Genomic DNA, 25716 nt, shown 5'->3' with positions numbered 1-25716 from the left:
AAGTTGCAAACTACAAGTGCAACGCAGCAAATAAATCTCTCAATTTCTTAGCTGTTTCCAAATTATATGCCAGCTATAATAAAGCAATTTTTCTATAAGAGCCATGAAATGACTTTATCCGACTCGAGATTTATTTCCCTTAATCAGTGGCTGAACCGTTATTTTTCCTATGATGTGACCCCGATTCTGATTTCCGGTGACGCCAGTTTTAGGCGCTATTTCCGGGTCACGGACCGCGATGCAAGCTACATTGTTGCCGATTCACCACCCACCTTAGTGCCTATCGCACCTTTTATTGCCCTCGCCAGAGCCTATGCAGCGGCGGGACTGACAGTTCCAAAAGTCATCGCCTCCGATGCCGAGCAAGGCTTTATGCTACTGAGCGATCTCGGGGATACTCAGTTGTTGTCTGTGCTGACCGATGCGAATGTGGCTGACTACTATCGCCGCGCCTTGGCATTATTGCCTCAGGTGGCCTCAGTGGTTGAAAGCCTTGACCCTGTCACTGGCAGCACGCAGCCATTGCCTTTATATGATGAGGCGTTTGTGCGCCGTGAGCTGGGGATTTTTACCGAGTGGCTGTTAGAGAGACATTTACAGCTTGAACTTAGCCATGAGGAACGCTCACTGGTAGAGCAGAGTTTTGACCTATTGGTGGAAAATGCCCTCGCGCAGCCTAAGGTGGGCATGCACCGCGATTACCACAGCCGCAACTTGATGCTCAAAGAGGGCGAGCTGTGCGTGATTGATTTTCAAGATGCGGTACTAGGGCCTGTGACCTACGATGCCGTGTCATTACTGCGGGATTGCTATGTGCGTTGGCCGCAAACCATGGTGCAGGAATTAATGAAGCAGCATTATCAGCAAGTGCTTGAGTTGGGGCAAATCCCGGCGCAGACATCTTTTATCCAGTATCAAACCTGGTTTGATTTAATGGGGTTGCAGCGCCATATCAAGGCGGCGGGGATTTTTGCGCGGTTACATTATCGGGATAACAAGCCAGCCTATATGGCCGATATTCCGTTAACCTTGTCGTACATTGTGGATATTGCCAGCCTTTATCCTGAGTTGGCGCCATTTTCCGCTTGGGTGCAGTCGTGTGTTGTGCCTGCGTTTGCGGCTAAGGGAAAGAATTCTCTGCAGGGAGACAAGCAATGAAGGCCATGATCCTCGCAGCAGGCAGGGGGGAGCGTTTACGCCCTTTGACCGATACCCTGCCCAAACCTTTAGTGCCCGTCTTAGGTAAACCACTGATTGTGTACCATATTGAGAAGTTGGCCGCGGCGGGTATCGTGGATATCGTAATAAATCACGCTTGGCTTGGGCACAAGCTGGTCGAAACCTTAGGCGATGGCCACGCCTTTGGGGTCAAGATCCAATATAGCGCCGAAGCATCGGCCCTCGAGACCGGTGGCGGAATTAAGCAGGCCATATCTTTGCTGACAGACGGCGACTCGGATGCAGCGTTTTTAGTGCTCAATGGCGATGTGTTTATCGATGCCTTGCCGACGATTGCTCCCTTAGCGGATACTGCTCAAGCGCATTTATGGTTGGTGCCAAATCCAGAGCAACATCCTAACGGCGACTTTGCCTTGGAACAGGGCCTTGTGCGTGAGCAGGGTGAGCAAAAATACACTTTCTCTGGCATGGGCTTATATCGCCCATCATTATTTGACGGCACGCCAGATGGTGCCTTTGCCCTTGGGCCTTTGCTGCGGGCTAAAATGGCCGATGGCCTGATCACCGGAGCACACTTTAATGGACTCTGGTGTGATGTTGGGACGATTCCACGTCTGCAAGCATTAGAGTCAGCGCTGGCGTAATGGCGTATCGCCTAACGTTTAGCGCCTTGAGTGAACGGTTTCACTCGCTATGTCGATTGAGTGACTGAATAAATTATCAAATTGGGAATTAAGATGCGCCTTTGGGGTAAGTTTTTTGGATTTGTTATCGGGTTTATGTTTGGCCGTATTTTCGGTGCGCTACTGGGCTTATGGCTTGGGCATCTCTACGACAAACGCGCCGGTGGTGGCGCCAGTTTTAGCCAGATCTTAGGTCAGGCCAAGAATCGACAGGGGATATTCTTTAACACCACCTTCGCCGTAATGGGCCATGTGGCCAAGGCGTCGGGTCGAGTGACTGAGACCGATATTCGTATCGCGACTATGTTGATGGACCAGATGCGCTTAACGGGTGAAGCCCGTAAAGAGGCGCAGCAGGCGTTCCGTGAGGGTAAAGAGCCAGACTTTGACCTACGTAGCAGTCTGCAAGCCTTTCGCGCCGTGACCCAAGGTCGCCAAGAACTGGTGCAAATGTTTATCGAGATCCAAATTCAAACTGCCTTATCGGACGGTGAGCTCGATCCCGCTGAGCATGCAATCCTGATGACGGTGGCCCAAGAGTTAGGTTATGGTCGTGGGCAACTCGATGAATTACTTAAACGTTGGCAAGCGGAATACCGTTTCCACCAGACTTCTAATGGCAACAAAACCTCGATTACTGACGCCTATCATTTGCTCGGCATTAATGCCGAGGCGACGGATCAAGAGGTGAAACGGGCTTATCGCAAGTTGATGAATGAACACCATCCCGATAAGTTAATCGCTAAGGGATTACCACCCGAGATGATGGAAATTGCCAATCGTAAAGCGCAGGACATCCAAGCTGCGTACGACAGGGTGAAATCGGAGCGCGGCATGCGCTAACGCTTCCGTTAACGTTGTCGACGCAAGGAATAATAACGACAGATAAGGGATTAAGATGAAATACGTTAACCGATTTACTGTGATTGCTGGTTTGTTACCCCTCGCCCTCGCATTACCAACCTATGCAGAACCTGAGCTGTTTGTCGCCCCCTACGGTGGTTACAGCTTTGGTGGTAGCTCGTTCGATATCAATGAACTCGATGCGAACAAGGCCGAAACCGATAATAAGCAGAGTGTGGGTATCGAAGAGGCGAGTCATTACGGCATCATGTTAGGGATTGGCACTAACGATCCCGGCAATATTTACCTGCTCTACAGTCGACAATCCTCCGAGCTGAAAAGCGGCGGCCTGTTTACCCCAGACTTAGTCGCCTCCTTAGATGTGGACTATATCCACCTTGGCGGCACCTTATTCTTCCCAAGTGGCGATTTTCAGCCCTACATTACCGCCAGTGTCGGGGTGACTCGGATGATGCCCGATGATTGGTCAACGGAAACCCGTTTCTCCATGGGCATTGGTGGTGGCGCCGAATACCGCATGACGCAAAACTTCGCCCTGTTTGCGGATTTGCGTGGCTACGCCACCTTTATCGACAGTGACAGCTCACTTTTTTGTAATGAAGACCAATGCCTATGGCATGTAACATCGGATGTCATGTGGCAAGTGCAAGCCAATCTTGGGGTCAAACTCAGTTTTTAATTTCTCAGCTTTCGGGCAAGGTGCAAACGCAGTTAAGAGGTAAAGATGAAAATAGTCGTACTCGATGGTGAAACCTTAAACCCTGGGGATTTAACCTGGCAAGCAGTCAGCGCATTAGGGGAATTTAGCTGTTTTGCCCGCACGCCCTCGGCGGAGATTATCCCCCGCGCTCAGGATGCCGAGATAGTGCTCACCAACAAGACGCCCCTCGATGCCAACACCTTAGCCCAACTGCCTAAGCTTAAATATATCGGCGTGCTCGCCACGGGCACTAACGTGGTGGATCTTGCCGCCGCAAAAGAGTTAGGCATAGTGGTCACCAACGTGCCCGCCTATGGCCCCGATGCCGTCGCACAAATGGTGTTTGCCCATATTTTGCATCACACGCAAGCCGTTGCGGCGCACCATCAAGCCGTTGCCGCAGGGCAGTGGAGTAATTGCAGTGACTTTTGTTTTACCTTAATGCCGCTGCAATCCCTTAAAGGCAAAACCTTAGGCTTGATTGGTTATGGGGATATTGGTCAGCAGGTGGCTAAACTTGCCTTAGCCTTCGGCATGAAGGTATTAGTGAATACCCGCACCGAACCTAGCGATTTACCCCAAGGCGTGAGTTGGACATCCCGTGATACGGTATTTAAGGAGTCCGATATTCTCTCGCTCCACTGTCCTCTCACCCCTGAGACCACCGAGCTGATTAATGCTCAAACCCTCGAATTAATGAAGCCGCAGGTGCTACTGATCAACACCGCACGCGGCGGCTTAATCGATGAGGCCGCGCTGGCGGCCGCATTAACGCAGGGCAAAGTCTTTGCTGGCGTCGATGTACTCTCGACCGAACCACCGAGTGCGGATAATCCGCTACTAACAGCGCCCAATATCAGTATCAGCCCCCACAATGCTTGGGCGACCAAAGAAGCGCGGCAGAACTTACTTAATATCGCGACGGCAAATCTCAGCGCTTATCTAGCTGGCGATAGAGTGAATTGGGTAAATCCATAAGGATTATGGGTTTTGGGGGCTTTTGATAAGAGATAATGCGTTTATTCCAAAGTCACTCCGTTGTGTGCTGAAGAGTGTAATACATGGAGTAGATAGTGACGCTAAAGGGATAAATCTTGGGAATTTAACTCTTTAAGTGCTGAGTTATAGGTGAGTGAGCCATGGTATTCGCTCACCGACACGCAGCGAGTCCATCCGTGGATGCTCGACCGCCCCGTCCATGGGGCGGACGGTCGTCTCGCAAACCTCCATGGCTCACCTGCTTAGCATTGGCGTGGCATGTAGGTTTTAATAAAGAAATACACCGCATGTTTTGGGGCTGTTCCGCGTTACGATTTCTGGTGAATGTTGGACGTTTGGATAAATTCTGGTAGGGCAAAAGGAAATATCTAACCCTTTAGCTCTTCATGATCTTGATAATAAAAGCGATTTAAAAATGGACGACATGAGCAACATTGATGATAAACAAATAATCAATTGGATTAAAAACCGAAAATTTTCAAAGCTAACTTTTCTAGATAACTGTTGGCAGTCAGATGAAAATAAATGGTATCTAGGCTTTTATTACTTTATTCAATATCTAAAGCAAGAATGCTTAGATGATGTTATTGCTGAAGTAACTTCACGACACGGTGATGAATCGTCCGTCTACTGTTATCTTGGGGATACCGCCAATAAGATTTACAACTCATTCAATGAACAACACATACCAGCCTGCTTCTATCGACACGCTATAAAACTAAACCCAAACAACGCTGACGCCCATTGGGGGCTTTTCATAACGGATCACAATACGAATTCATGCATCAAATCGTTAAAACTCTATTATGAAAACAATCAATTTAAGCACTTAGGCCACAGAATAGATACCCTGCACCACCGCAGCCCACACTTCTCATGCTTTACACTTCATGACTGGCAGTTTATTAAATCATTAATTCAAGACAGTAACGTTACTTGCAAGAGTGACATGCTTGTTTTTGTGCATTTCTATCTTGATGAAGTTGAGGATTGTTTAGCCCTAATAGAATCAATGAAGACCGTAAGTATTGAAATCATCGAGGAGTATTTCAATCGCAACTTAATCAGTAAGGAGTTTGCGCTAAGCAAGCTTTTTTACTGGCAGATCGATAAGTTCTTGGGTGACGACTACAAAGCAATTTACCAAGCTTATGTTAAGGAATCAGAGAAAGTAGGATCTAACCCTCTGAGGCAGGTACTAATACAAAAAGCCTATCATGCTGGAGAATATGAAGACGTAGTTAGTTACTACGAAGAAGCACCAACAGACGATGCATTTTACCGACACGATATAAACGGAAGCCTGTATTATTTACTAGCGTTGTCACACCTAAAACAACCAGTAAACAAGCAAGTTTTGGAGTTTATTAATGGCAAGGCAGACATCTTGCGCGGGGAATCTAAAGTTCTATACCAAGCCCTTAGATGTAAGCACAAAATTGAGGAACTTGAGCAGCTATTCTTAGAGCAGACACACTTCGACGAGCAAATTGATATTTGGGGAATATATCAAGAAGTGACTAAGTCATTCGATTCCCCAGACCTAATGAAACACCAAATATATGAGCATTTGAGTAGCGAGTTACAGTCATTAAAAACTAAGTGGAATAATGCATACTTCGATACACAGTTCGCAGAGATGAAAGTCAAACTATCTAACGGAGATATGAGTAGTGACGATTTCCTACGTTTATACAACTTAGGTATAGAGTGCAATGAGTTTGATTTCGTAATAGAAAATGTCACCAAGTTTCATGCTAGTAACCAACCGACCATGTCATCTTACAATTGCATTGGCGTGTGTCATGAGCGCAAAAAAGAACTTAGTCATGCTTTTGAATACTACAAGCTTGCTATAGAGTTGATGCACTCATTAAAAGACTACAATCACATTATCATTGGCAATTACATTGGCTGTGCAGAAAGATTGCCCGACGTAGAAATCGCAGCAGAAGAATATAACGATTTGCGACGTAGGTATAATACTGATTTAGTCAACCAGTTCAAATGGCATACCTTTACAGCAAAATCAGGCCGACTTTTTAAGTACTCTCCTTTTAATGTCAATAGTATTGATGCACTTACAAACCAGTATTTCTATTTAGCGTCAAAAAAACAGTTAAATGACCCCATTGAACTACCAGCATTAAGCAAGCTTGATTCGAATAACCTCATAGATACTAACTATCGTATTTGCTCACTATCGAACAACAATAATTCTATGTTGATGTGGTCCCACTACGCCCAAGACCACCAAGGCATAATGGTCGAGTATTGGTTTGGCGGCGAATTCCCCAGTGGGGTTGGTATTGAAAAAGTGAGTTATTCGGATGAGTCTAAAAGAAATTTAGAAAAAGATTTATATGTTTTTAATCAGTACCTTATAACTAAAAACAACGACTGGTCTTACGAAGATGAAGTTCGAATATTCACTAATGTTAAAGAAAAGATCAACTTTGAGAGTTTTGAGTACCCAAATACCGACCGCACAAAAATCAACGCTAGGATTAGCAGTATTACGCTAGGGTGCGATTTCCCTGACGATAAGAGAAAACTTATAGCAAATATAGCTAACACTATAAATTCAAAAAGAAAAAGTCATGAACCTAAAATGATTTTGCGAGAAGCTGTTATCTCACCAGATAACTGTTTCGCATTAGAGTATCGGGAGATCGACATTTCAAAAATCTAATAAAATTAAAAACCGCGGGGACAGGCCTTTTTTCTTGCCATCTATTATTTTTGTATCTTAAACCAGCAAATTAACTAAACGAACAGCTAGAGGGATTGTTGTGATTGCCATTGTTGCAACTGTGACCGTTGGCGGCATGGCCGCTCTTTCACATCCATGTGATCGCGGCATTTACACTTCCATGTGTTGCAGATGCCGCCGTCGAGCCTATAGGGACAACTCTTGTTAAATAAAGAGGCGGCGTGTCACTGGGGAAACAGTGACAATTCCTCCTGCATACCTAATGACAAATTATCAGGCAGTTAGCTTTAGCGCCTTTCTTTGGTTATAAGAAAGGCGCTGTGTGTTTTTACTGTTTACGCTTTCTTCTGCGCCACGCGTAAGCGCCGAGTAGGGCGGCGATGATGGCAAAGCTAACGGCCACGGGCTTTTTCAGTTTGTGGTAAATCGCATTCCACTCGGCGATTTGGTTGGCTTTTTCCCGTTCGACGGCGCGGTCAAAGTCTGGGGTTTCACACTGCGTACCAAAATTCTCCGCCCAAGGCACAAAGGGGCCGTTGGCGACGTATTTTTTATAGTAGCGTTGGGCGAGTTCATCATCGCGATATAACACCCAACCTGTGGCTTGGCATAATAACGCCGCATAGGCTTGGCTGTTGTGGGGCACGAGATCGGCGGCCTTGCTTGCAAGTTCTGCTGCTTGGTAGCGATAGTGGAAACGTTTGTCGGGAATCGCTTGGCTGGCGCTGATGCGTTGCTGCTCTTTATCGCTGAGCTTATCCGCTGCATACCAATCTCTTAGGTCGAACATCCCAGCATAAATCGAATAATCCGGCGCTAATTCAAAGCCTAAGATTTCCATGCCTTGATGACGCGCGAGTTCGGCGGCAGACCAATAGGCGCGGGCGCTCTCAATGCCCTTGCTACTCTTGGCTGTGGTCAGTGCCTTGCCATACTCCTGCACATTGGCATTGAGTGTGGGATTACTGAAATAAGCTGGAGCCTCGGCAATCGCGCCTTCACGCAGTAAGCGACGACCTAATAAGTAACGCAGGCGATTGTTGAGTGGCTCGACACTGTCGTACCAATCGCTGTTCTTGGGATACTCGAAGTTCATTACTGGCACATGCTCGTCGATAAACAGCTTAAGCTCGGCGGTGGTGAGCACGCGCTCGGCCACATAGGCAATATCCTGCCAATACTCATCACCACTGGCGAACAGTTGGCTTAGGGCATCGATATATTCGCCCCGCTCAAGGGATAGCACGCCCTGCTCGGCGCGAATGCGGCAATAGGTGGCTTGCTCGGCATCGGCTTCAATGGCCTGCTGCTGGGCATCCTGTTGGCTGCCAGTTGCGGCAGTAGCGTTCATATCCGTTGGGAAATGGCGCACCGCTTCGGCATAGGCCTTGGCGGCTTGGGCTTGATCGCCCTTTTGCATCATTAATTTTGCCGTGAGCCACCAAGTCAGGCCGCTGGGTTTTGCGAGGGCAATGAGGCGCTCGGCACTGGCATAGTCGCCCAACTGATAATAAATCGCGGCTAACTTATCGCCTTGGCTCAGCATCAGGCCGTCGGTTGGGAAGACGGTCAGCGTTTTAGCGACCTGTTGACCCATTTCTGTAAGCTGTCCATCAAAGGCTAAGTCATTGGCACTGCTCTGCCAGTAGGCGATAAGCAACTGCTGCACACTTGGTTGCTGCAATAAAGGCTTAATCTCAGTGATATCTTTCGCCATTAAGCTGCGGCTTAACATCAACAGCGAATCATAACCGCTGCTGTCACCCTCGGCCGATTGAGTGGCATACAGCTCGATAATCTTATCCAGCGTCGCGGGATTTAAGGCCACATCAATTTTCGGCGGCTCATATTCCCCACGAGCCACTTGGATTTGAGCTTGGCCTTGATGCAGCAGAATATAAGCCTGCTCGCCAAGGCCTGCCAAACTCAAGCGCAGCGGATCGGCGGCGCCCTGAGTCACCTCAGTTTGTAGCTGCTGCAAGTAAGCATTAGCTTGGACAAAGTGGCTATTATCGCTGGCGGTTTTGCTCTTAATTAGCTCGATACGAGACAAGCTATACAGCGCCCACAGGCTGCGACCCGCGCGCTCAGTCTCAGGTAGGGCGATGACTTTTTTAAAGTAATCGCTGGCTTTATCGTACTCTTTGGCATCAAACGCCATGGCGCCAAGGCTGTACCAGGTTAAGGCAGGCGCTAAGCTCTCTTTTAACTGCGCGGCGATTTGCTCGGCTTCTGCCAAGCTTTGCGCATCACGCAGACTATTGACCAGCGCGAGCTGCGCCTCGGATAACTCGCTGTTTTCATAGGCGCGAGTCTGGGATAGATAGCGACTATGCACCTCATCCCAGAGGTATTCCTGTGCCGCAGGCTCATCTTGAAATTGCCAAGCTAACGGCTTAGCAAGCCCATTGATTTGCTGGCTAAAGCTGGTTTGCGGTAAATAGCTTAAGTTGTATTGCCTGTCTTGGGTTAATTGCAGCGGAAAGTCTGGGCCGCAGGCTAATAGCGCAGGGGAGAAGAGACTTAAGCCAATCAGGCTGGTTTGTTTGAATTTGGTTTTCCAGCGAGGGAGAGGATTCGCTGGCAATGAATGTGGCTTATGGCGCATAAATTCCCTGTAAATGTAATGACTCACAACGTGCCCAGCCTATGACTCTGCGTCCGTTTGGGCTTAGCTCGACCGCTGAGATTAAATTCGGCGCAAACTGCGAGGAGGCTGGCGCGGCTGCGCGCTCCGTTGAGGTGGCTTGCGGTAACTGCCACACTAATGTTCCTTGGGTTAATTTGGCTTGATAACCGTTTTGCGCATCATACCCGCTGCACGCCTGCGCCGCTAGGGACAACTGGCTCGGTAACTTGCCCGCAAGATTGCCCTTATTGACTAACACAAGTTGAAATAAGCGGCTTCCCGGCGCCTCATGTTGGGCCGAATCGGTATTGGCTTGGCTTAAGATTTCTAGCTCAATGTGCGGGGCGAGTGGTTGCTGCTGGGCGACCGCAATCAGGGTCGAGAGTGGCCAAACCCGTTTATCCCCTTCGAGGGGTAATCGAAACCAAATCATTCCCTTAAGCCTTGGGTCGGCAAAGGTGTACAGTTTTTTTACGAAGGACTGCAACTCCAGTGGATCGGCCATCAGCTCTTGGCGCGCAAGATGCTGCGAAGATGCCGTGTCTGCCAAAGGCATTCGCATCGGCACTTCACTCTCCACTCGATAACCCGATGCCGTGCTATACACCGCCGAGCCGTAGGATGGCAGGGCGATGAGAAATGGCACCTTGGCTAACCGTGACAGCTGCTCGACCCATTGCCAGCCTTGTGTGGCGTCGAACAGCCCTAAACGTGGGTCGCTGACACTGTGAATTTGCAGTACCAGCTCATCGATATTGTCAAACAACGGCGGAAACTCTGGGCTGCTCAACCAAGCGGGCAATGAGGTAATGCTGAGTTTAAACGTGTGAGGTAATTGGCTTTTTAACTCGCGTAAAAAGACGTTATAGGCCGCGAGTTTACTGCTGGCGCTATCGTGATCGATTTCAATTCCCGCAAGATTGGTGCCCTTTGCTTGCCAGTCTTGAACGAGTGCGAGGATTTTTTGGATGACTTCGCGATTATTGAGGCGCGTCAGTTGTCCATCTAATCTTATCACCGCCACTTTAGGGCGAGGATCGGCTTGTAACCAAGCATGGTTGACCTGCACTTCAAACCAAATATCCGCGCCATTGGGTTTAGGATGGGCCTGCAGTGCCAGAATGCGCACGCCATTAAAGGCGTTTTGGCTTTCGACCAAGGCGTTTTGATTGGCATCGCGCCATTGCCGCTGCCACACATACACCTCTTGGGTTAATTCACGCGGGGCGGTGGTGGCTGTTTTGATGCTCGGAGTATCTTGATTCGCAGGCTGACAGGCACTAAGGAAAACTAAGCCAAAGGATAACGCCAGCAGCTGGGATAACCTGAGCAAAAGTGAAAGGGTGCGATGTCTCGCTTGCAAGGATTTTGAGCGCTTGGGCTCAAAGTGCTTGGACTGAAAGCGACTAGAGTGAGATCGCCTAGAGTGAAAGCGCTTAGAGTGAAAAAGAGTGGAATAACGACTGCGTAAATCCATGGGATAAGAGTAAAAGCCTAGCGTGGGGCATGCCAAATATAGGACTACTATGCCTCAAAACCACCTTGGATTGCATCAGGCTTTTGCATTAGACGCGAAATCAATTGGAGTGAATAAGAGATGGCGGTTAACTCGGCTAAAATGCCTTAATAACGCGCCCAGCAACAGGCTGGGCGCAGTGATTATCGCCAAGGTGTTGGCGACAAGTCGTTAAGCATTCAAGCCTAGAAAATCACTTTTACCTTAGATGCACTATCCAGCGCTTTGTTGACTGCGCTTTCGATATCTTTATCGCGGGCGAGGGCAACCCCTAAACGGCGGCGACCATCGATTTCAGGCTTAGCAAATAATCTGAGCTGAGTATTCTCCGCCGCCAAGGCATCGGCAAGACCTTGATAGCGAATGTTTTTCGATTTGCCTTCCACCAATACTACCGCCGAGGCGCTTGGGCCATGTTGGTGGATATTCGGAATAGGTAGACCAAGAATCGCCCTGACATGCAGTGCAAACTCGGACAAATCTTGGCTAATTAAGGTGACTAAGCCGGTATCGTGCGGACGAGGCGAGACTTCAGAGAAGTACACATCACTCCCCTTAACAAACAGCTCGACCCCAAATAAGCCGTAACCGCCGAGGGCTTCAACCACTTTGCTGGCGATTGCTTGGGATTTTGCTAGCACGTCGGCCGACATGGCTTGAGGTTGCCATGACTCGCGGTAGTCGCCGTCTTCTTGTCTGTGGCCAATTGGTGCGCAGAAGTGGATGCCATTGACTGCGCTAATGGTCAGCAGGGTAATTTCGTAATCGAAGGGGATAAAGCCTTCGACAATCACACGGCCACCGCCCGCGCGGCCGCCTTCTTGGGCGTATTGCCATGCTTTGGCGCTTTGGGCCAGATCACGGATAACACTTTGGCCTTTGCCCGATGAACTCATCACGGGTTTGACCACACAGGGCACGCCAATCTTGCCAATGGCTTGATTAAACTCGGTTTCAGTGTCGCAGAAGAAATAGGGCGAGGTCGGTAGACCTAAGGTTTCGGCGGCGAGGCGACGAATGCCTTCTCTGTCCATGGTTAGCTGAGTTGCGCGCGCTGTCGGCACGACATTGAGGCCTTCGGCTTCCATCTCAACTAAGGTTTGAGTGGCAATAGCTTCAATTTCGGGGATCACTAAGTGGGGCTTTTCTAGCTCGATAATGGCGCGAAGCGCTTTAGCATCGAGCATATTGATCACATGGGAGCGATGGGCAATTTGCATGGCAGGGGCATTGGGGTAACGATCGACGCCAATCACTTCAACACCTAAGCGTTGGAGCTCGATGGCGACTTCTTTACCTAGCTCACCGCAGCCAAGCAACATGGCGCGTCGAGCGCCCTCTGTGTAGGGAGTTCCTATCATGGTGTGGGTACCTTTTTATATTGGGATAATTGACGCCTTTGGACGTTCTTGGGCCATAGTCTACCCCGATTGGCGCTAAAGCATGAGACTGAAATTAACAACTGTGTTTTCGATCAAGCTATTAGTGCTTGGGTGTGGTAAAAATCCTGTTTGTGGCGGTGTTTTATGTTAACTTTTCGTTTCATAACGGATTATGGAAACCTAAGATGCAAGACATTCGCGATTTGACCGCTGTACTACGCTCTAAAACGCCTATCGTAGTGATTGAAACCTATGAGGAATACCGTGTTGTAGACATGCTTAAGCGGGTGGCGAATGTGCTCTATCAGCCCTTATTTACTTGGAGTATTACCCAAGGGCTGACGCGGGTGGATAAACCCATGGCTGCGCAGAAATTTAATACTGAACCTGGCGATATCCTAGGGCAGATTAAATCGACGACCCAGCAGGGCATCTATGTGCTCTGTGATTTTCATCCCTTTGTGGTTGATGCGCCCAAGAATGTCCGTTTGCTTAAAGAAATCGCCCTCGAATACGATGCGCTGCAACATACGTTGGTACTGGTGAGCCATGCCTTTGAGATCCCGCCCGAAATTAAACGTTATTGCGCCTATTTTCAGCTGACCCTGCCGAGTACCTCCCAGCTTGAGAACTTGATTTATTTAGAGGTGGATAAAGTGCGCGGCCAAGGCATGCCGCTTACTGTGGATGATAAAGCCGTGGTTAAACTGGCGGAAAACCTTCGCGGTGTAACCTTAGATGATGCCAGACGTTTGATCCACAAGGCGATTGTGGATGATGGCGCCATTACCCATTCGGATGTGGACCTTATCAATAAAGCCAAATTCCAATTGCTCGATCTTAACGGTGTGCTGCAATTTGAATACGACACCAGTGATTTTTCGCAGATTGCTGGCTTACATAATCTCAAAAAATGGTTAAAGCAGCGCGCGCCCGCAGTGCAGATAACCACCGATGCCAAGGCTACTGTACAACCCGATGCGCCCAAGGGCGTGTTATTACTCGGAGTGCAGGGCAGCGGTAAGAGTCTTGCGGCCAAGGCGGTAGCGGGTGTGTGGCAACGGCCTTTGCTCAGACTCGATATGGGCGCCTTATATAACAAATACATAGGCGAAACCGAAAAGAACCTGCGCAACGCCCTCGAGCTGGCCGATATGATGTCGCCCTGTATCCTTTGGATTGATGAAATAGAGAAAGGCTTAAGCGGCAGTAGCAGTGATGAGGGCACTTCGACCCGCATTCTTGGCACACTGTTAACCTGGATGGCGGAGCGTAAGTCCGAGGTCTTTGTGGTCGCTACCGCTAACGATATTCAAGCTCTGCCGCCAGAGCTGATGCGCAAGGGGCGAATGGATGAAATCTTCTTTGTCGATTTACCCGACGAGGCCATACGTCAGGCGATTTTCCTGATCCATTGCCAGCGCCGTGGTATTGATGTGACTCGGCTCGACCTTGCGCAGCTTTCGCGCCACAGCCAAGGGTTTTCGGGAGCTGAAATCGAGCAAGCAGTTATCGCCGCCATGTACAGCGCCCGCAGTTTAGCGCGAATGCTCGACCAAGACATGTTGCTAGAAGAGCTGACCAAAACTAAACCTTTATCCATAGTGATGGGCGATAAGATTAATGCCCTAAGACAATGGGCCGCGGGGCGCACAGTCAATGCCCATGAGTAGCAACTTATTTCGCTATCACTGATCGCGTTCTGGTGGCGTATGGGGCGGCTGAGCCTTATCCACGATAAGCGGCTTTAGATTTTAGTGTTGGCTTTGGGTTGGGGAAAGTTGGATATCATCACAGTTGATGTTAACTTGCTGGTCGATATGGATTATTTTTCAGTTTTAATGGCAAGTTTTTAGTGTGAGTAATATTCGCCGTTTGAGCCGTACAGCATGATAAGCAGGGAAGAGATGAGTTTCGAGCAAGAGTTTACAGAAAAAGTCGGTGGTTACTTAGACAATCTCACCGATGAGTTACAGCCCATTCTTAAGCAACTGATTGAGCATGATTATCCCCAAGAGGTTGCCACGCTGGCGTTTGAAGTCTTTGTCGATAGTTTTTCATCCCAATTCCCGGTGCGGGTGTTTTTTATTGATATCGATGGCAAGGCCGCATATCCGTCCCCAGTCAATCCAAATTTGCTCGACATAGACCATGTCTATCCCGATGAGTTTGAAGAGGAATATATCGAAAAGGATGGGGACCTTGACCCTTGGCATATCGCGACAAACGCGCTTATCGAATGGTTCTCTCAGTGCTGGATTGCCGCAGGCGGCCAAAACTTTAAGCTAAAGGCCAATATCGCCCCCCATGACAGCCACTATGAGTTCAATTTAGTCGAGAGTCAGTGGCAAGAACGATGCTAACTCAGCATAAATTAAGCGTTCGGGGATTGTGAGATTAGGTATAGTAAGCTCGTTGTATTTTATTCTTCACTCTTTGGGGGGAGGAATAGGTTTTAAAACGCGCATCTTTTCTAATAAAATCTTAAAGGTGTTTATGAAGTTAACCGTAATTTTTCTATTTCTAATAAGCTACTCTACGCTTGCTGAGAATATCGATAATAGACTATGCAATGAATGGTCGAAACGAGAAGGAAAGATTGGAAGATACGATCTTTCATTAATATCTGAAGATAAAGCCAAAGCAAGCATCAAGATGATTAACGGCCTATTAGAATATAAAAGTTTTAATCCTAAGTGGTTCAGGGTATACGATGAGGCAGAATTTTATGTGAAGGGATATCTGCTAAAAATTGAGCTCGAAAAAGCATGGAGAAATCGGCAGTATGATGCGGATGAGATTGGCGCCTTGTGCAAACATTGGATTGAGCATGAGTAATACCATTAACCAGTACTGGTAGACTCGCAACAAGTTGCTCACCTTAGCTAAGGGCCTGACTGATTATGGATAGGCGTCAAATGGAAGCATTGAAAGGTATCGATCTCACCGATTCTTTTGTTTTAGATTGGAGTTGTGAGAATAATCGCTTGTGCTTTGAACTAGAAGTTAGCATCTGGCCAGAGTCAAAATATTATGTCGAACCCAAACTAAATGAATATACATGTTACCGAAAAGCAACGCTTCAATTCAGTAATATCATTTCCGTATTTGGTTTAAAGCCAAAACCAGTTGTAATGTCATCAATTGATCCAGATGGCTCAACTGATTATGGCAACATCGATTTTTTTCAGGTAGTTGACGGTGGATTTGAGCTTGAGGGAAATTTTGGCACTGTAAAAATATTTGGTGGTGACATTTTATTTGAAATTTATATATAAAAATGCAGCCATTGAATGATTTGAATAGCCTCCATTACTCACTGTCTGTTTGCTATTTGTGGCTCAGCTATATAGGTTATACTTGTCAACTTTATTTTGAAATATTCAAAGCTATATCGTGTTTTAGCGATAGTCATCTCAATACAATATTTGCTTTGTGAACCTCATTTATAACTGCGCGAAGTTATACTCATCCACGATAAATCCCACAGTTGAGACAAAGACGGGTGACACCAAGTCCATCGTTTTATTGTTAGATAACTCATGACGTCATCTTGGCGATAGGTCTCTATTGCCAGTTACATCCTTCCTTGAATGCCATTTGTTTCATCGAAATAAACAATTGTGTTTTTGATCAAGCTATTTGGATGGTTTTGTTGCGAATTTGTCATTCTGGTGTAGATCTATATTGTGTCGCAAATTGAACGACACGGCGGGACAAAGCACGATTTTGGTATGGGTGGTTTTACCGAAATTAAGATCGGGAAGGGAGTGGGAGCTGAGCATGTTTTTGGACTATTTTGCCTTAGGCATTTTGTTTTTTGTCATTGTGGTGATTTTTTATGGCGTGATTGCGATTCACGACATCCCCTATGAAATTGCGAAAAAGCGCAATCATCCCCAGCAGGATGCGTTGCATATCGCGGGTTGGGTCAGTTTGTTTACCTTGCATGCCCTTTGGCCGTTTCTGTGGATTTGGGCGACCTTGTACCGGGAAGACAGGGGATGGGGCTTTAGCACTGTAATGAAGCGCGAGCAGGCATTGGAAGAAGATGTTAAAGCGTTAAGGGAAACCGTATTGGCCTTACAGGCAAAGCTTGAGCAGCTCGAATCGTCAGCCGTACCAGCGGTAAACAAGCCAATGGATGCGATAACAACGGAAGCTAGCGTGACAGAAACTAGCCCAAAAGCCGAGGTGTAACATGGATTTACTACTGATATTGACCTATGCCTCGTTCAGCATTGTGATTTTTAAAGTCTTTAAGATCCCGATGAACAAATGGACAGTGCCGACCGCCGTACTCGGGGGCGTGATCCTCATCGGTGCGCTGTTACTTATCATGAACTACAACCACCCCTATTCGCGTTTTGCGCGGGAATACTATGTCACAATCCCGATTACGCCAGCGGTAAAAGGATTAGTGATTTCGGTGGAAGCTAAGCCTAATACGCCGATGAAACAAGGGGATGTGTTATTCCGTATCGATCCTGCGCCCTTTGAAGCCGTGGTCAAACGCAAACGAGCCGCACTGTTAGCGGCGGAGCAGGAAGTGCCACAACTTGCGGCCGCTTGGGAATCAGCCAAGGCGAATGTGGCCAGAGTGGCTGCCGATAGGGAACGTAATAAATCAGCCTATGACCGTTATGAGCAAGGCCACCGTAAAGGTGGGGCGAACTCTCCCTTTACTGCACTGGAATTAGATAACAGACGCCAACTGTTTTTAGCCTCAGAGGCTCAGCTAACGGCTGCGCAGGCCGAAGAGTTACGCGCACGTCTTGCCTATGAGTCAAATGTGGATGGGGTAAATTCTAAGGTGGCGGGGCTGCAGGGGGATCTTGAAAGTGCGCTCTATAATCTCGAGCAAACCGTCGTGCGGGCACCCGCCGATGGTATTGTGACTCAAATGGCGCTGCGCCCAGGTGCAATGGCGGTGCCTTTACCTTTACGGCCGGTGATGAGTTTTATCCCCGACGAGCAGCGTTATTTTGCTGGCGCATTCTGGCAAAACTCCCTGCTGCGATTACAGGAAGGGGATGAGGCGGAAGTGGTATTAGATGCGGCGCCTGGACAAGTGTTCAAGGGCAAAGTCGCTAAAGTACTCCCCGCGATGGCCGAAGGCGAGATCCAGATGAATGGCACGCTGCAATCGTCCAATCAGCTATTCCAAACAGGGCGGGTTATCGTGTTAATCGATATTGAAGACGATGCGATACGCCGCCAATTCCCTGCGGGTGTTGCGGGACAAGTGGCTGTGTACACAGAACATTTCCACCATGTCGCCGTGATGCGTAAAGTGCTACTGCGGATGCAGGGCTGGTTAAACTATCTGTTCTTCGATGGGCACTAGCTGAATTTTGCGCTAACGACTTTGCTTGGATTTGGTTTTAAGCTGTCCAAGAGTGAATAAAAAAGCGCTGACAAGACTGTCAGCGCTTTTTTGTTATATGCAGCGGTGAATGCAGGCTGCGATTAAATATCGAAGGCCAAGCTGCCCGGCGGCAGGAAGGGCCAGCTTTGACGAATAGGCGAGCCATCACCTTGTTCTCCAAAGAAATAAGCCGTTCTTGGGGTGGCGTAGACCACACTGCCTTTTTGCAGTCCTAATTCTTGCAGATGATGGTGGGTAAAGGTGGCTTCCCACAGTTCTTCACTCTGCCAGCCGATAGGCGCCAGTTCGACGCGCACTTCTGCACCAACTGGTGTTATTGCCACTATGGTAAAGGGAATATGGGCTTGGCTGTTGGGTTTATCCGCCAGTGCCAGCTCATGGCTACGCACATAGAGCGCGCCGTTTTGTTGCAGTGGCGCTTGCTCTGGCGGCACTAAGAAGGCGTCACCATTGGTCCAACGATTCTGTTGCCAGCTCGCTTCAAACCGATTGACGTTACCTAAGAAATCAAACACAAAGCGGCTATTGGGTTGGGCATACAACTCAATGGGCGTATTAACCTGTTCAATATGGCCGTTGCTCATCACCACCACTCTATCGGAAAGCTCTAAGGCTTCGTCCTGATCGTGGGTCACAAACACGCTAGTGAATTTCAGCTCATCGTGAAGGCTGCGCAACCAGCGGCGCAGTTCTTTACGCACCTTGGCATCGAGGGCGCCAAAGGGTTCGTCGAGTAACAGTACTTCGGGCTGAGTCGCTAAGGCGCGGGCCAAGGCGATACGCTGTTTTTGTCCGCCTGAAAGCTGCTCAGGGTAGCGCTGGGCTAAATGGCCAAGTTGCACCATTTCGAGTAAATGGCTGACGCGCTTTTGGATTTCGGCCTTAGAAGGTCGCTGATTTTTCGGAATGACTTCGAGTCCAAAGGCGACATTGTCGGCGACCGTCATATGGCGGAACAGGGCGTAGTTTTGAAACACAAACCCGACTCTGCGGTCGCGCACATGCACTTGGGTTACATCGCGATTACCGAAATGGATTTGGCCGCTATCCGCGCCTTCAAGGCCGGCAATAATCCGTAATAGGGTGGTTTTACCCGAGCCGGAAGGGCCGAGAAGACCAATCATCTCGCCTTCTTGAATATCCAGATTGAGTGGCGAAAGCGCCTGAAATTGGCCAAATTTTTTGGAAATATTAGTTAAACGAATACTCATAATGATTGGCTCTGCTCTTGGTTGTCATTGGCGGATAAGCTGCGTTGTTGGCGCCACTCTACTAAGGCTTTTAGCAGTAAGGTACATAGGGCGATTAAGGCAAGCAGTGACGCGCTCGCGAAGGCGGCTTCGGCCTGATAATCTTCGTAAAGTAATTGCACATGCAAAGGTAAGGTGTTGGTTTCGCCACGGATATTGCCAGATACTACGGCAACGGCACCAAACTCACCTACGGCTCTGGCGTTGGTGAGGATCACCCCATAAATCAGTGCCCACTTGATATTGGGCAGAGTCACGCGGCGAAACAGTTGCCACCATGAAGCGCCAAGAATAACCGCGGCCTCTTCCTCCGATGCGCCTTGTTGCTGCATCAAGGGGATTAATTCTCGGGCAACAAAGGGGCAGGTAACGAAAATGGTGACTAACAGAATCCCCGGCCAGGCAAACATGATCTGTAAATCGTGCTCAAATAGCCAAGCGCCGAGCCAGCCACTGTTGCCGTAAAGCAGTAGATAGAGCAAGCCTGCGACCACGGGTGATACGGCAAAGGGAATATCAATCAAGGTGATGAGTAACTTACGCCCCGGAAACTCAAAGCGCGTTACGCTCCAGGCGAGCAGTACCCCAAACACTAAGTTAATCGGTACGGTTAGCGCTGCGACCATCAGGGTCAGTCCGATGGCGTGGAGTGAGTCGGGTTGGCTCAGATGCTCGATATAACGCTCCCAACCACCGACGAAGGCCTGCTGGAAAATACTGACTAAGGGCAGCAGCAGCAACACCATGGCCAAAAACACGGCTAGGGTGATTAGGCTCCATTTGATAAGGGGCGCTTCACCGACTCTTAACGGTTTAAATGAGTTCATGGTGGCTCCTTATCGGCCGTGAATGCGGCGTAAATAACGCGCCTGCCACAGGTTAATCAGCAGTAGCAGCAACAACGAGGTTAGCAGTACGACGGAGGCAATGGCGCTGGCGCCTGCAAAATCAAATTCCTGTAGGCGAACGAAAATCATCAGGGAGGTGATTTCACTGATGTAGGGCATATTGCCTGCGATAAAAATCACCGCGCCAAACTCACCTAGACTGCGGGTAAAAGACAGCGCAGTACCGACCACTAAGGCTGGCGAGAGGGAAGGTAAAATCACCCGCCAAAACACGGCGCCATCGGTTGCGCCTAAGGTCATGCCGGCTTCTTCTTCATCGTGGGACAACTCTTCCAGTACGGGCTGAACGGTTCGCACCACGAAGGGAATGCTGGTGAAGATCATCGCAACCACAATCCCCAATGGCGTGTAGGCCACTTTGATACCGATTTCGGCTAATAGGCTACCAATCTGGCCATTCTCGGCGTACAGGGTTGCTAAGGTGATACCCGCGACGGCGGTGGGTAAGGCAAAGGGTAAATCGACTAAGGCATCGAGGATGCGCTTACCCGGAAACTCATAACGCACCAACACCCAGGCGAGTAACAGGCCAAAAAGACAGTTAAACAGGGATGCGGCCAGTGCAGATAAAATAGTGACTTTATAACTTGCCAGCACGCGGGGATCGGCAATCACCCCCCAATACTCTGCCCAGCTCATCTGGCTGGTTTGCATAATCAGGCCTGTGGTGGGGAGTAAGAGAATCAAGCTGACAAACAGCAAAGACACACCTAGGCTGATACTAAACCCCGGCAAAACCCGCTTGTGGCGTAAGCGCCCATTATTAAATATCACTGAATAACCACCCGATAAGGTTAATGGAGTTAATCCAATATTATTATGCCATTAGCACATTATTGCTCAATCGCGATAAAGACTGCTGATGTTTATCTTTATTGCGATATAACCACAAAACCCGGGACATTGCCCGGGTTGTGGATTTGGTGATTTAGCTACCCAAGCGGATGATCAACGTTTTAATAACTGATCCAGTTTGGCGCCATTGGCAAATTGGGTCTTCATCGCGTTGTCCCAGTTACCTATGATCTGCTCAACGGTCATTAACTCAACCGCAGGAAACTGCTTGGTAAATTCGGCAACAACTTTCTCGTTGTGAACACGATAGTTAAATCCGGCTAACAAACGTTGTGCTTCTTCACTGTAAAGGTAGTTTAAATACTCGGTCGCGAGTTCTTGCGTGCCGTTACGCTTAGCATTTTTCTCAACTACGGCAACGGGGAATTCTGCCAGAATCGAGGTTTTTGGCACAACAACTTGGTAATCATCGGCACCATATTGCTGACGAATATTGTTCACTTCAGATTCGAAGGTGATCAGCACATCGCCGATGCCACGTTCAACAAACGACGTGGTTGCACCACGGCCGCCCGTATCAAATACGGCAACGTTACCAAGGAACTTCTTCAAAAACTCATCTAATGAGGCTTGATTATCTTTACCATAGTTTTTCTGGGCATAACCTAAGGCCGCTAAGTAAGTGTAACGCGCATTACCCGAGGTTTTTGGGTTCGGGAACACCAACTTAACGTCATCTTTGGCTAAATCATTCCAGTCGCTGATTTGCTTTGGATTGCCCTTACGCACTAAAAACGCGATGGTAGAGTAGTAAGGTGAGCTGGCATTAGGCAGCAGTTGTTGCCAGTTTTCCGGGATCAACTTGCCGCGGTCATGCAGAATTTGCACATCGGTGACTTGGTTAAAGGTCACGACATCGGCGGGTAAGCCCTGAAGAATCGAGCGAGCCTGGGCGGAAGAACCCGCATGGGATTGTTTGATTTCAACGGTCTTGCCGGTTTGTTCTTGCCAATGTTTAGCAAAAACAGGGTTATAGGCATTGAATAATTCCCGCGCGATATCGTACGAGGAATTTAAGAGTGTCTGATCGGCGGCTGCCACATTGAGGGTGGTTCCCAGCAATAGGGTTCCCAGCAGGGCCTTAGTCAATTTTACTGGCATTTTGTACTCCTTAATCTGGCAACTGTGTCAGTGTATAGGAATAGAGTAATAGAAGATTTTATTTATAAAAAGCCACATAAATAGAACTTTTTTGAATAACTATGAGCGAATAATTGTATGCCTCGGGTGAGATTCATCGTGTTTGTTGTGGCTAACCCCCTTAAAATAACCCTATGCTGAATCGCTTTTATTAAAAGGATCATCCGAGTGTCTGACTTTCCGACTATTGAAGCCTGTATTGGGCAAACTCCGCTGGTACGTTTGCAGCGACTTGATTGTGGTAGCTCAACGGTATTGTTAAAGCTGGAGGGGAATAATCCCGCGGGTTCGGTAAAGGATCGCGCGGCGCTGAATATGATTATTCAGGCGGAGCTTCGCCAAGAGATTGCCCCAGGGGATACCCTCATTGAAGCTACGAGTGGCAATACGGGCATCGCCTTAGCCATGGCTGCGGCGATTAAAGGCTACAAGATGATCCTGATCATGCCGTCGAACTCCACCCAAGAGCGTAAGGATGCCATGCAGGCCTATGGCGCCGAGCTGCTGCTGGTGGACAATATGGAAGCCGCGCGGGATTTAGCCTTAGAGCTTCAGGCACAAGGCAAAGGTAAGGTGCTGGATCAGTTCAATAATCAAGATAACGCCAACGCCCATTTCCAGACCACAGGCCCCGAAATTTGGCAGCAGAGCCAAGGTAAGATCACTCACTTTGTCTCCAGCATGGGTACCACTGGCACTATTATGGGGGTGTCGAAATACCTAAAGAGTCGTAATCCCGATGTCACCATTGTCGGGCTACAACCCGCCGATGGCAGTTCGATTCCGGGGATTCGCCGCTGGCCACAGGAATATCTACCGGGTATTTTCGATGCTGCCCGTGTCGATGCCGTGATGGATATTGAGGAGCAAGACGCGAAAGCCATGGCGAGAACCTTGGCCCGTGAAGAAGGTATTTGTGCTGGTGTGAGTTCTGGCGGCGCGGTATTTGCGGCACTCGAGATTGCGAGGCAGAATCCGGGTTCCGTTGTAGTCGCAATTGTGTGTGATAGGGGCGACCGTTATCTGTCATCTGGGTTATTTTCTTAACCCTAACTAAGATTCACGCTTAGGATTTAACCTTCCTTCGGCAATAAAAATGGGCGTTAATCGCCCATTTTTATTGACTATCGTTTAAGTCATTATGGTTTAAATCATCAAGGATTAACCGCCATCAGACCTATCAATAGCACTTAATACAGCAGGCTTAAGGCTGCGGTGGAAACTGCGCCAAAATCCGGCTAACAGCCTTGGCTGTGTCTTGGGCTTTTTTATCGCCGCCCCCGTCAAAATCGAAACTATCTGTGCCGCGCCAAATCAGCTTATTGGTTTTAGTATCGATAATATCAATTTGAATGGTTTGAATTTTTGCCGTGTCACTGCCAAGTGGTACGCCGACGCTTGTGCCTACGCCAATGCCGCCAGAACGGCCAAAACTGCCCGTGCCTAACCCTATAGAGAGACCAGAGTCTTTAGGCTTATCTTGGGTTAATAACCCATAGGCGACTTTAAAATCGGGGGAAGTGGCAGTTTCAGTAAAGCCTTTTTGGCTTAATTGTTGGGTGATTTCGGTTTGAATGCGCTGGGCGCTGAGTGGGTCGTCGCTAGGTTGGGGAGCGAGCTGGCTGAAGCTTTTTAATGCCTTAAAGTCGTAATTGAGATCGTAATCGTTTTTCGGCTTACTGCTGCAGGCGCTGACTAAGACCAAGGCGACAAACAGACTGGCGATATTTTTGTATCCCATGATGACACTCCAAGTTGTACAAACTCTGTTCAATGTGCCTTGATTAACAACAAGACTGCAAGTAATTTAGTGAAAAGTGTTTAATTTTTGTATTGTTTTACTTGTGTATTTAAGGTCACGCATTTTAAGTGCTTAATTTGCCAGAGTAGCTCAACATCATGGAACAGTTAGCCTTTTTCGAAATACCTAGCCCTTGCATCGGTGTGTGCCAAACCGATGCCCGTGGCTATTGCAAAGGTTGCCTGCGTAGTCGTGATGAGCGATTCAATTGGTTGCACTTTACCGACGCGCAAAAGCACGATGTGATCCGTTTATGCCACCAACGTAAACGCCGGCGACAGTTGGCCTTATACAAAGCCCGTCAGCAAGCACTTGAGCAGGAGAGAGCGGCGCTTAATCCGCAACTCGATTTTGCGCCGCAAGATGCTGCCGAATTGGACCTCGGGGATTTTGATCTCGAGGAATAATCTAACTTTGAGAGCACTAATTAAGCGCTTAAATTTCCCGCTTCTTTGGCCAGCTTAAGGTAAAACACGTTTGAGTGGGATTGCTGCTAACGCTCACTTCGCCCTGATGACGCTGCATGATCCGTTTGATAATCGCCAGCCCTAAGCCATGACCCTTGTTACCATTTTGCACCGATTGACTGCGGTAAAAGGGCTCGAACACCATAGGTAAATCCACCTCGGGGATAGGCTCTCCATCATTACTCACACTCAACGTCACCCTTTGCGGGGTCTGGCTGACTTCAATCAGGATTTGCTGGCGAGCAAAACGCTGGGCGTTGGTCAGTAGGTTTTGTAGGGCACGTTCAATTAGTGCGGGTTCGCCGACCAAGGGGAGGCTTGTCATCTCCGCCTGTAAGTGGATGGGAGTATCACTTAGGCTGCTTAAACGTTTAATGCACTGGTTAACTAAGCTGAGCAGATCGTATTCATCCAACGGTGTGCCTTCGCGCTGAGCCTCCAGACTGGCGTAAGTCAGCAGTTCCTGCAGCAGGTTCTCCATTTCTTTTATGTCGAGCTGCATCTCATTGAGAAAGTCCTGACGCTTTTGTTCGTCGGAGTCGGGCTGGCAGTACATGGGCATTAAGGCGAGGGCGAATTTCAGCCGCGCAAGTGGTGTGCGGATCTCGTGGGAAACCGCATTGGATAAATGTTTTTGGTTTTCGATTAACGCACTGATATGGCGCGCCATTTCATTAAAGGTGTTCGCTAAGGGTTTAACCTGGGAGCGGTTTGAAAGGCTAATGCGTGTATCCCATTTGGCCTCGCCAAAATCCTTGGTAGCCTTACGTAAAATGCTTAAATCCCGCGACAGCGGGCCGACCCAAATCAGTGCAACTAATGCCAGTGAGAGATAGAAAAACAGCGTAAACAGATTACGCAGTGAGGCTCTAGGGTCTATCTCGATGGGACCCGCCATTAACACTTGCTCGCCTACCTGAATAAACTGGAATTGTTCGCCCTCGCTGGTTGTGGTGGTAACCACATGATTGGGCGTGAGCTGTTGGTCTTTGGCTAGCGCGATTTGATCTGGGCTGAGCAGATTAAGGGGCAACTGAGCATGGCTGGGCAGCGCCTCAAGATAGGCGTTACGATTCTCCTCTGGTAGCTGTGTTAGCAACTGGGCTAACGCAACCAGAGGAGCATCTAAGGCATTATTTTCGTCCACATTTTTCTGCCACAGGCTGTCCAGTGTCCAGCCTATGCCTAGAAAACTGAGGCTCAGCAGTAAATATAAGCTGATAAAGAGACGTTTCACGGGA

Annotated in this window: 23 protein-coding genes; 14 read left to right on the top strand and 9 right to left on the bottom strand. The window is 48.5% G+C overall.

Going from position 1 to position 25716, the window contains the following annotated elements; genetic code table 11:
• Nucleotides 1-66 precede the first annotated feature (66 nt).
• The 6 genes from L2713_RS07325 to L2713_RS07300 all read left to right on the top strand — a co-directional run bounded on the left by L2713_RS07325 (nucleotide 67) and on the right by L2713_RS07300 (nucleotide 7117).
• The gene (locus L2713_RS07325; RefSeq protein ID WP_248967442.1) at nucleotides 67-1158 is read left to right on the top strand and encodes an aminoglycoside phosphotransferase family protein; all 1092 of its coding nucleotides are present in this window, start codon (nucleotides 67-69) and stop codon (nucleotides 1156-1158) included.
• Nucleotides 1155-1823, top strand: a complete 669-nt coding sequence (gene murU, locus L2713_RS07320; protein ID WP_248967441.1) for an N-acetylmuramate alpha-1-phosphate uridylyltransferase MurU — start codon at nucleotides 1155-1157, stop codon at nucleotides 1821-1823. The genes L2713_RS07325 and murU overlap by 4 nt, the downstream gene beginning before the upstream one ends.
• A 93-nt stretch (nucleotides 1824-1916) precedes the next feature.
• Nucleotides 1917-2705 (top strand): co-chaperone DjlA, encoded by a 789-nt coding sequence (djlA, locus tag L2713_RS07315; RefSeq protein WP_011621706.1) that lies wholly within the window; start codon nucleotides 1917-1919, stop codon nucleotides 2703-2705.
• Nucleotides 2706-2760: 55 nt separating this feature from the next.
• Complete coding sequence (locus L2713_RS07310; protein WP_248967440.1) at nucleotides 2761-3405, top strand: outer membrane beta-barrel protein; 645 nt, start codon at nucleotides 2761-2763, stop codon at nucleotides 3403-3405.
• Nucleotides 3406-3450: 45 nt separating this feature from the next.
• Nucleotides 3451-4404, top strand: a complete 954-nt coding sequence (locus L2713_RS07305) for a D-2-hydroxyacid dehydrogenase (RefSeq protein WP_248967439.1) — start codon at nucleotides 3451-3453, stop codon at nucleotides 4402-4404.
• Between the two features lie 445 nt (nucleotides 4405-4849).
• A complete protein-coding gene (locus L2713_RS07300) occupies nucleotides 4850-7117 on the top strand; it encodes a DUF2971 domain-containing protein (protein WP_248967438.1) in 2268 nt (755 codons plus the stop codon).
• Between the two features lie 349 nt (nucleotides 7118-7466).
• On the opposite strand, the gene L2713_RS07295 is transcribed toward L2713_RS07300, so the two are convergent.
• The 3 genes from L2713_RS07295 to purT form a co-directional block, all read right to left on the bottom strand.
• Nucleotides 7467-9746, bottom strand: a complete 2280-nt coding sequence (locus L2713_RS07295) for a tetratricopeptide repeat protein (protein ID WP_248967437.1) — start codon at nucleotides 9744-9746, stop codon at nucleotides 7467-7469.
• Nucleotides 9736-11244: a DUF3142 domain-containing protein gene (locus L2713_RS07290; protein ID WP_248967436.1), complete on the bottom strand. Its 1509-nt coding sequence runs from the start codon at nucleotides 11242-11244 to the stop codon at nucleotides 9736-9738. Before L2713_RS07290 ends, L2713_RS07295 begins: the two co-directional genes overlap by 11 nt.
• Nucleotides 11245-11468: 224 nt before the next feature.
• On the bottom strand, nucleotides 11469-12644 hold the full coding sequence (gene purT, locus L2713_RS07285; protein ID WP_248967435.1) for a formate-dependent phosphoribosylglycinamide formyltransferase: 1176 nt from the start codon (nucleotides 12642-12644) through the stop codon (nucleotides 11469-11471).
• 206 nt (nucleotides 12645-12850) lie between these two features.
• On the opposite strand from purT, the gene L2713_RS07280 reads away from it, so the two are divergent.
• The 6 genes from L2713_RS07280 (at nucleotide 12851) to L2713_RS07255 (ending at nucleotide 18012) form a co-directional block, all read left to right on the top strand.
• On the top strand, nucleotides 12851-14338 hold the full coding sequence (locus L2713_RS07280; protein WP_248967434.1) for an AAA family ATPase: 1488 nt from the start codon (nucleotides 12851-12853) through the stop codon (nucleotides 14336-14338).
• Between the two features lie 216 nt (nucleotides 14339-14554).
• Nucleotides 14555-15028, top strand: a complete 474-nt coding sequence (locus tag L2713_RS07275) for a hypothetical protein (protein WP_248967433.1) — start codon at nucleotides 14555-14557, stop codon at nucleotides 15026-15028.
• Between the two features lie 133 nt (nucleotides 15029-15161).
• Nucleotides 15162-15503, top strand: a complete 342-nt coding sequence (locus L2713_RS07270) for a hypothetical protein (protein WP_248967432.1) — start codon at nucleotides 15162-15164, stop codon at nucleotides 15501-15503.
• Nucleotides 15504-15583: 80 nt separating this feature from the next.
• Nucleotides 15584-15943: a hypothetical protein gene (locus L2713_RS07265; RefSeq protein WP_248967431.1), complete on the top strand. Its 360-nt coding sequence runs from the start codon at nucleotides 15584-15586 to the stop codon at nucleotides 15941-15943.
• A gap of 505 nt (nucleotides 15944-16448) precedes the next feature.
• Nucleotides 16449-16865, top strand: coding sequence for a DUF3302 domain-containing protein (locus tag L2713_RS07260; RefSeq protein WP_248967430.1), 417 nt, complete (start codon nucleotides 16449-16451; stop codon nucleotides 16863-16865).
• Between the two features lies 1 nt (nucleotide 16866).
• Nucleotides 16867-18012 carry an HlyD family secretion protein gene (locus L2713_RS07255; RefSeq protein WP_248967429.1) on the top strand — a complete coding sequence of 382 codons (1146 nt, stop codon included), beginning with the start codon at nucleotides 16867-16869 and terminating at the stop codon, nucleotides 18010-18012.
• A gap of 122 nt (nucleotides 18013-18134) precedes the next feature.
• Here L2713_RS07255 and L2713_RS07250 read toward each other — a convergent pair whose 3' ends face one another.
• The 4 genes from L2713_RS07250 to cysP all read right to left on the bottom strand — a co-directional run bounded on the left by L2713_RS07250 (nucleotide 18135) and on the right by cysP (nucleotide 22168).
• Nucleotides 18135-19265 carry a sulfate/molybdate ABC transporter ATP-binding protein gene (locus L2713_RS07250; protein WP_248967428.1) on the bottom strand — a complete coding sequence of 377 codons (1131 nt, stop codon included), beginning with the start codon at nucleotides 19263-19265 and terminating at the stop codon, nucleotides 18135-18137.
• On the bottom strand, nucleotides 19262-20131 hold the full coding sequence (cysW, locus tag L2713_RS07245; RefSeq protein ID WP_011627003.1) for a sulfate ABC transporter permease subunit CysW: 870 nt from the start codon (nucleotides 20129-20131) through the stop codon (nucleotides 19262-19264). The genes L2713_RS07250 and cysW overlap by 4 nt, the downstream gene beginning before the upstream one ends.
• 9 nt (nucleotides 20132-20140) lie before the next feature.
• Nucleotides 20141-20986, bottom strand: coding sequence for a sulfate/thiosulfate ABC transporter permease CysT (cysT, locus tag L2713_RS07240; protein WP_248967427.1), 846 nt, complete (start codon nucleotides 20984-20986; stop codon nucleotides 20141-20143).
• A gap of 174 nt (nucleotides 20987-21160) precedes the next feature.
• Nucleotides 21161-22168 carry a thiosulfate ABC transporter substrate-binding protein CysP gene (gene cysP / locus L2713_RS07235; protein ID WP_011627001.1) on the bottom strand — a complete coding sequence of 336 codons (1008 nt, stop codon included), beginning with the start codon at nucleotides 22166-22168 and terminating at the stop codon, nucleotides 21161-21163.
• Between the two features lie 207 nt (nucleotides 22169-22375).
• Between cysP and cysM the strand changes: the two genes are divergently transcribed.
• Nucleotides 22376-23254: a cysteine synthase CysM gene (gene cysM, locus L2713_RS07230; RefSeq protein WP_248967426.1), complete on the top strand. Its 879-nt coding sequence runs from the start codon at nucleotides 22376-22378 to the stop codon at nucleotides 23252-23254.
• A 157-nt stretch (nucleotides 23255-23411) separates the two neighbouring features.
• Here cysM and L2713_RS07225 read toward each other — a convergent pair whose 3' ends face one another.
• Entirely contained in the window at nucleotides 23412-23948 is a 537-nt protein-coding gene (locus tag L2713_RS07225; protein WP_248967425.1) for a DUF4136 domain-containing protein, read from the bottom strand.
• Nucleotides 23949-24106: 158 nt separating this feature from the next.
• Between L2713_RS07225 and L2713_RS07220 the strand changes: the two genes are divergently transcribed.
• Nucleotides 24107-24415, top strand: coding sequence for a DUF1289 domain-containing protein (locus L2713_RS07220; protein WP_011626998.1), 309 nt, complete (start codon nucleotides 24107-24109; stop codon nucleotides 24413-24415).
• Nucleotides 24416-24443: 28 nt separating this feature from the next.
• Here the strand turns inward: L2713_RS07220 and L2713_RS07215 are convergent, their stop codons facing one another.
• Entirely contained in the window at nucleotides 24444-25712 is a 1269-nt protein-coding gene (locus L2713_RS07215) for an ATP-binding protein (RefSeq protein ID WP_248967424.1), read from the bottom strand.
• Nucleotides 25713-25716 lie beyond the last annotated feature (4 nt).

Source organism: Shewanella seohaensis, assembly GCF_023283775.1.
Taxonomy (GTDB): domain Bacteria; phylum Pseudomonadota; class Gammaproteobacteria; order Enterobacterales; family Shewanellaceae; genus Shewanella; species Shewanella seohaensis.
Note: the sequence above shows the minus strand (reverse complement) of the source record. Positions and strands in the feature narration are given on the sequence as shown.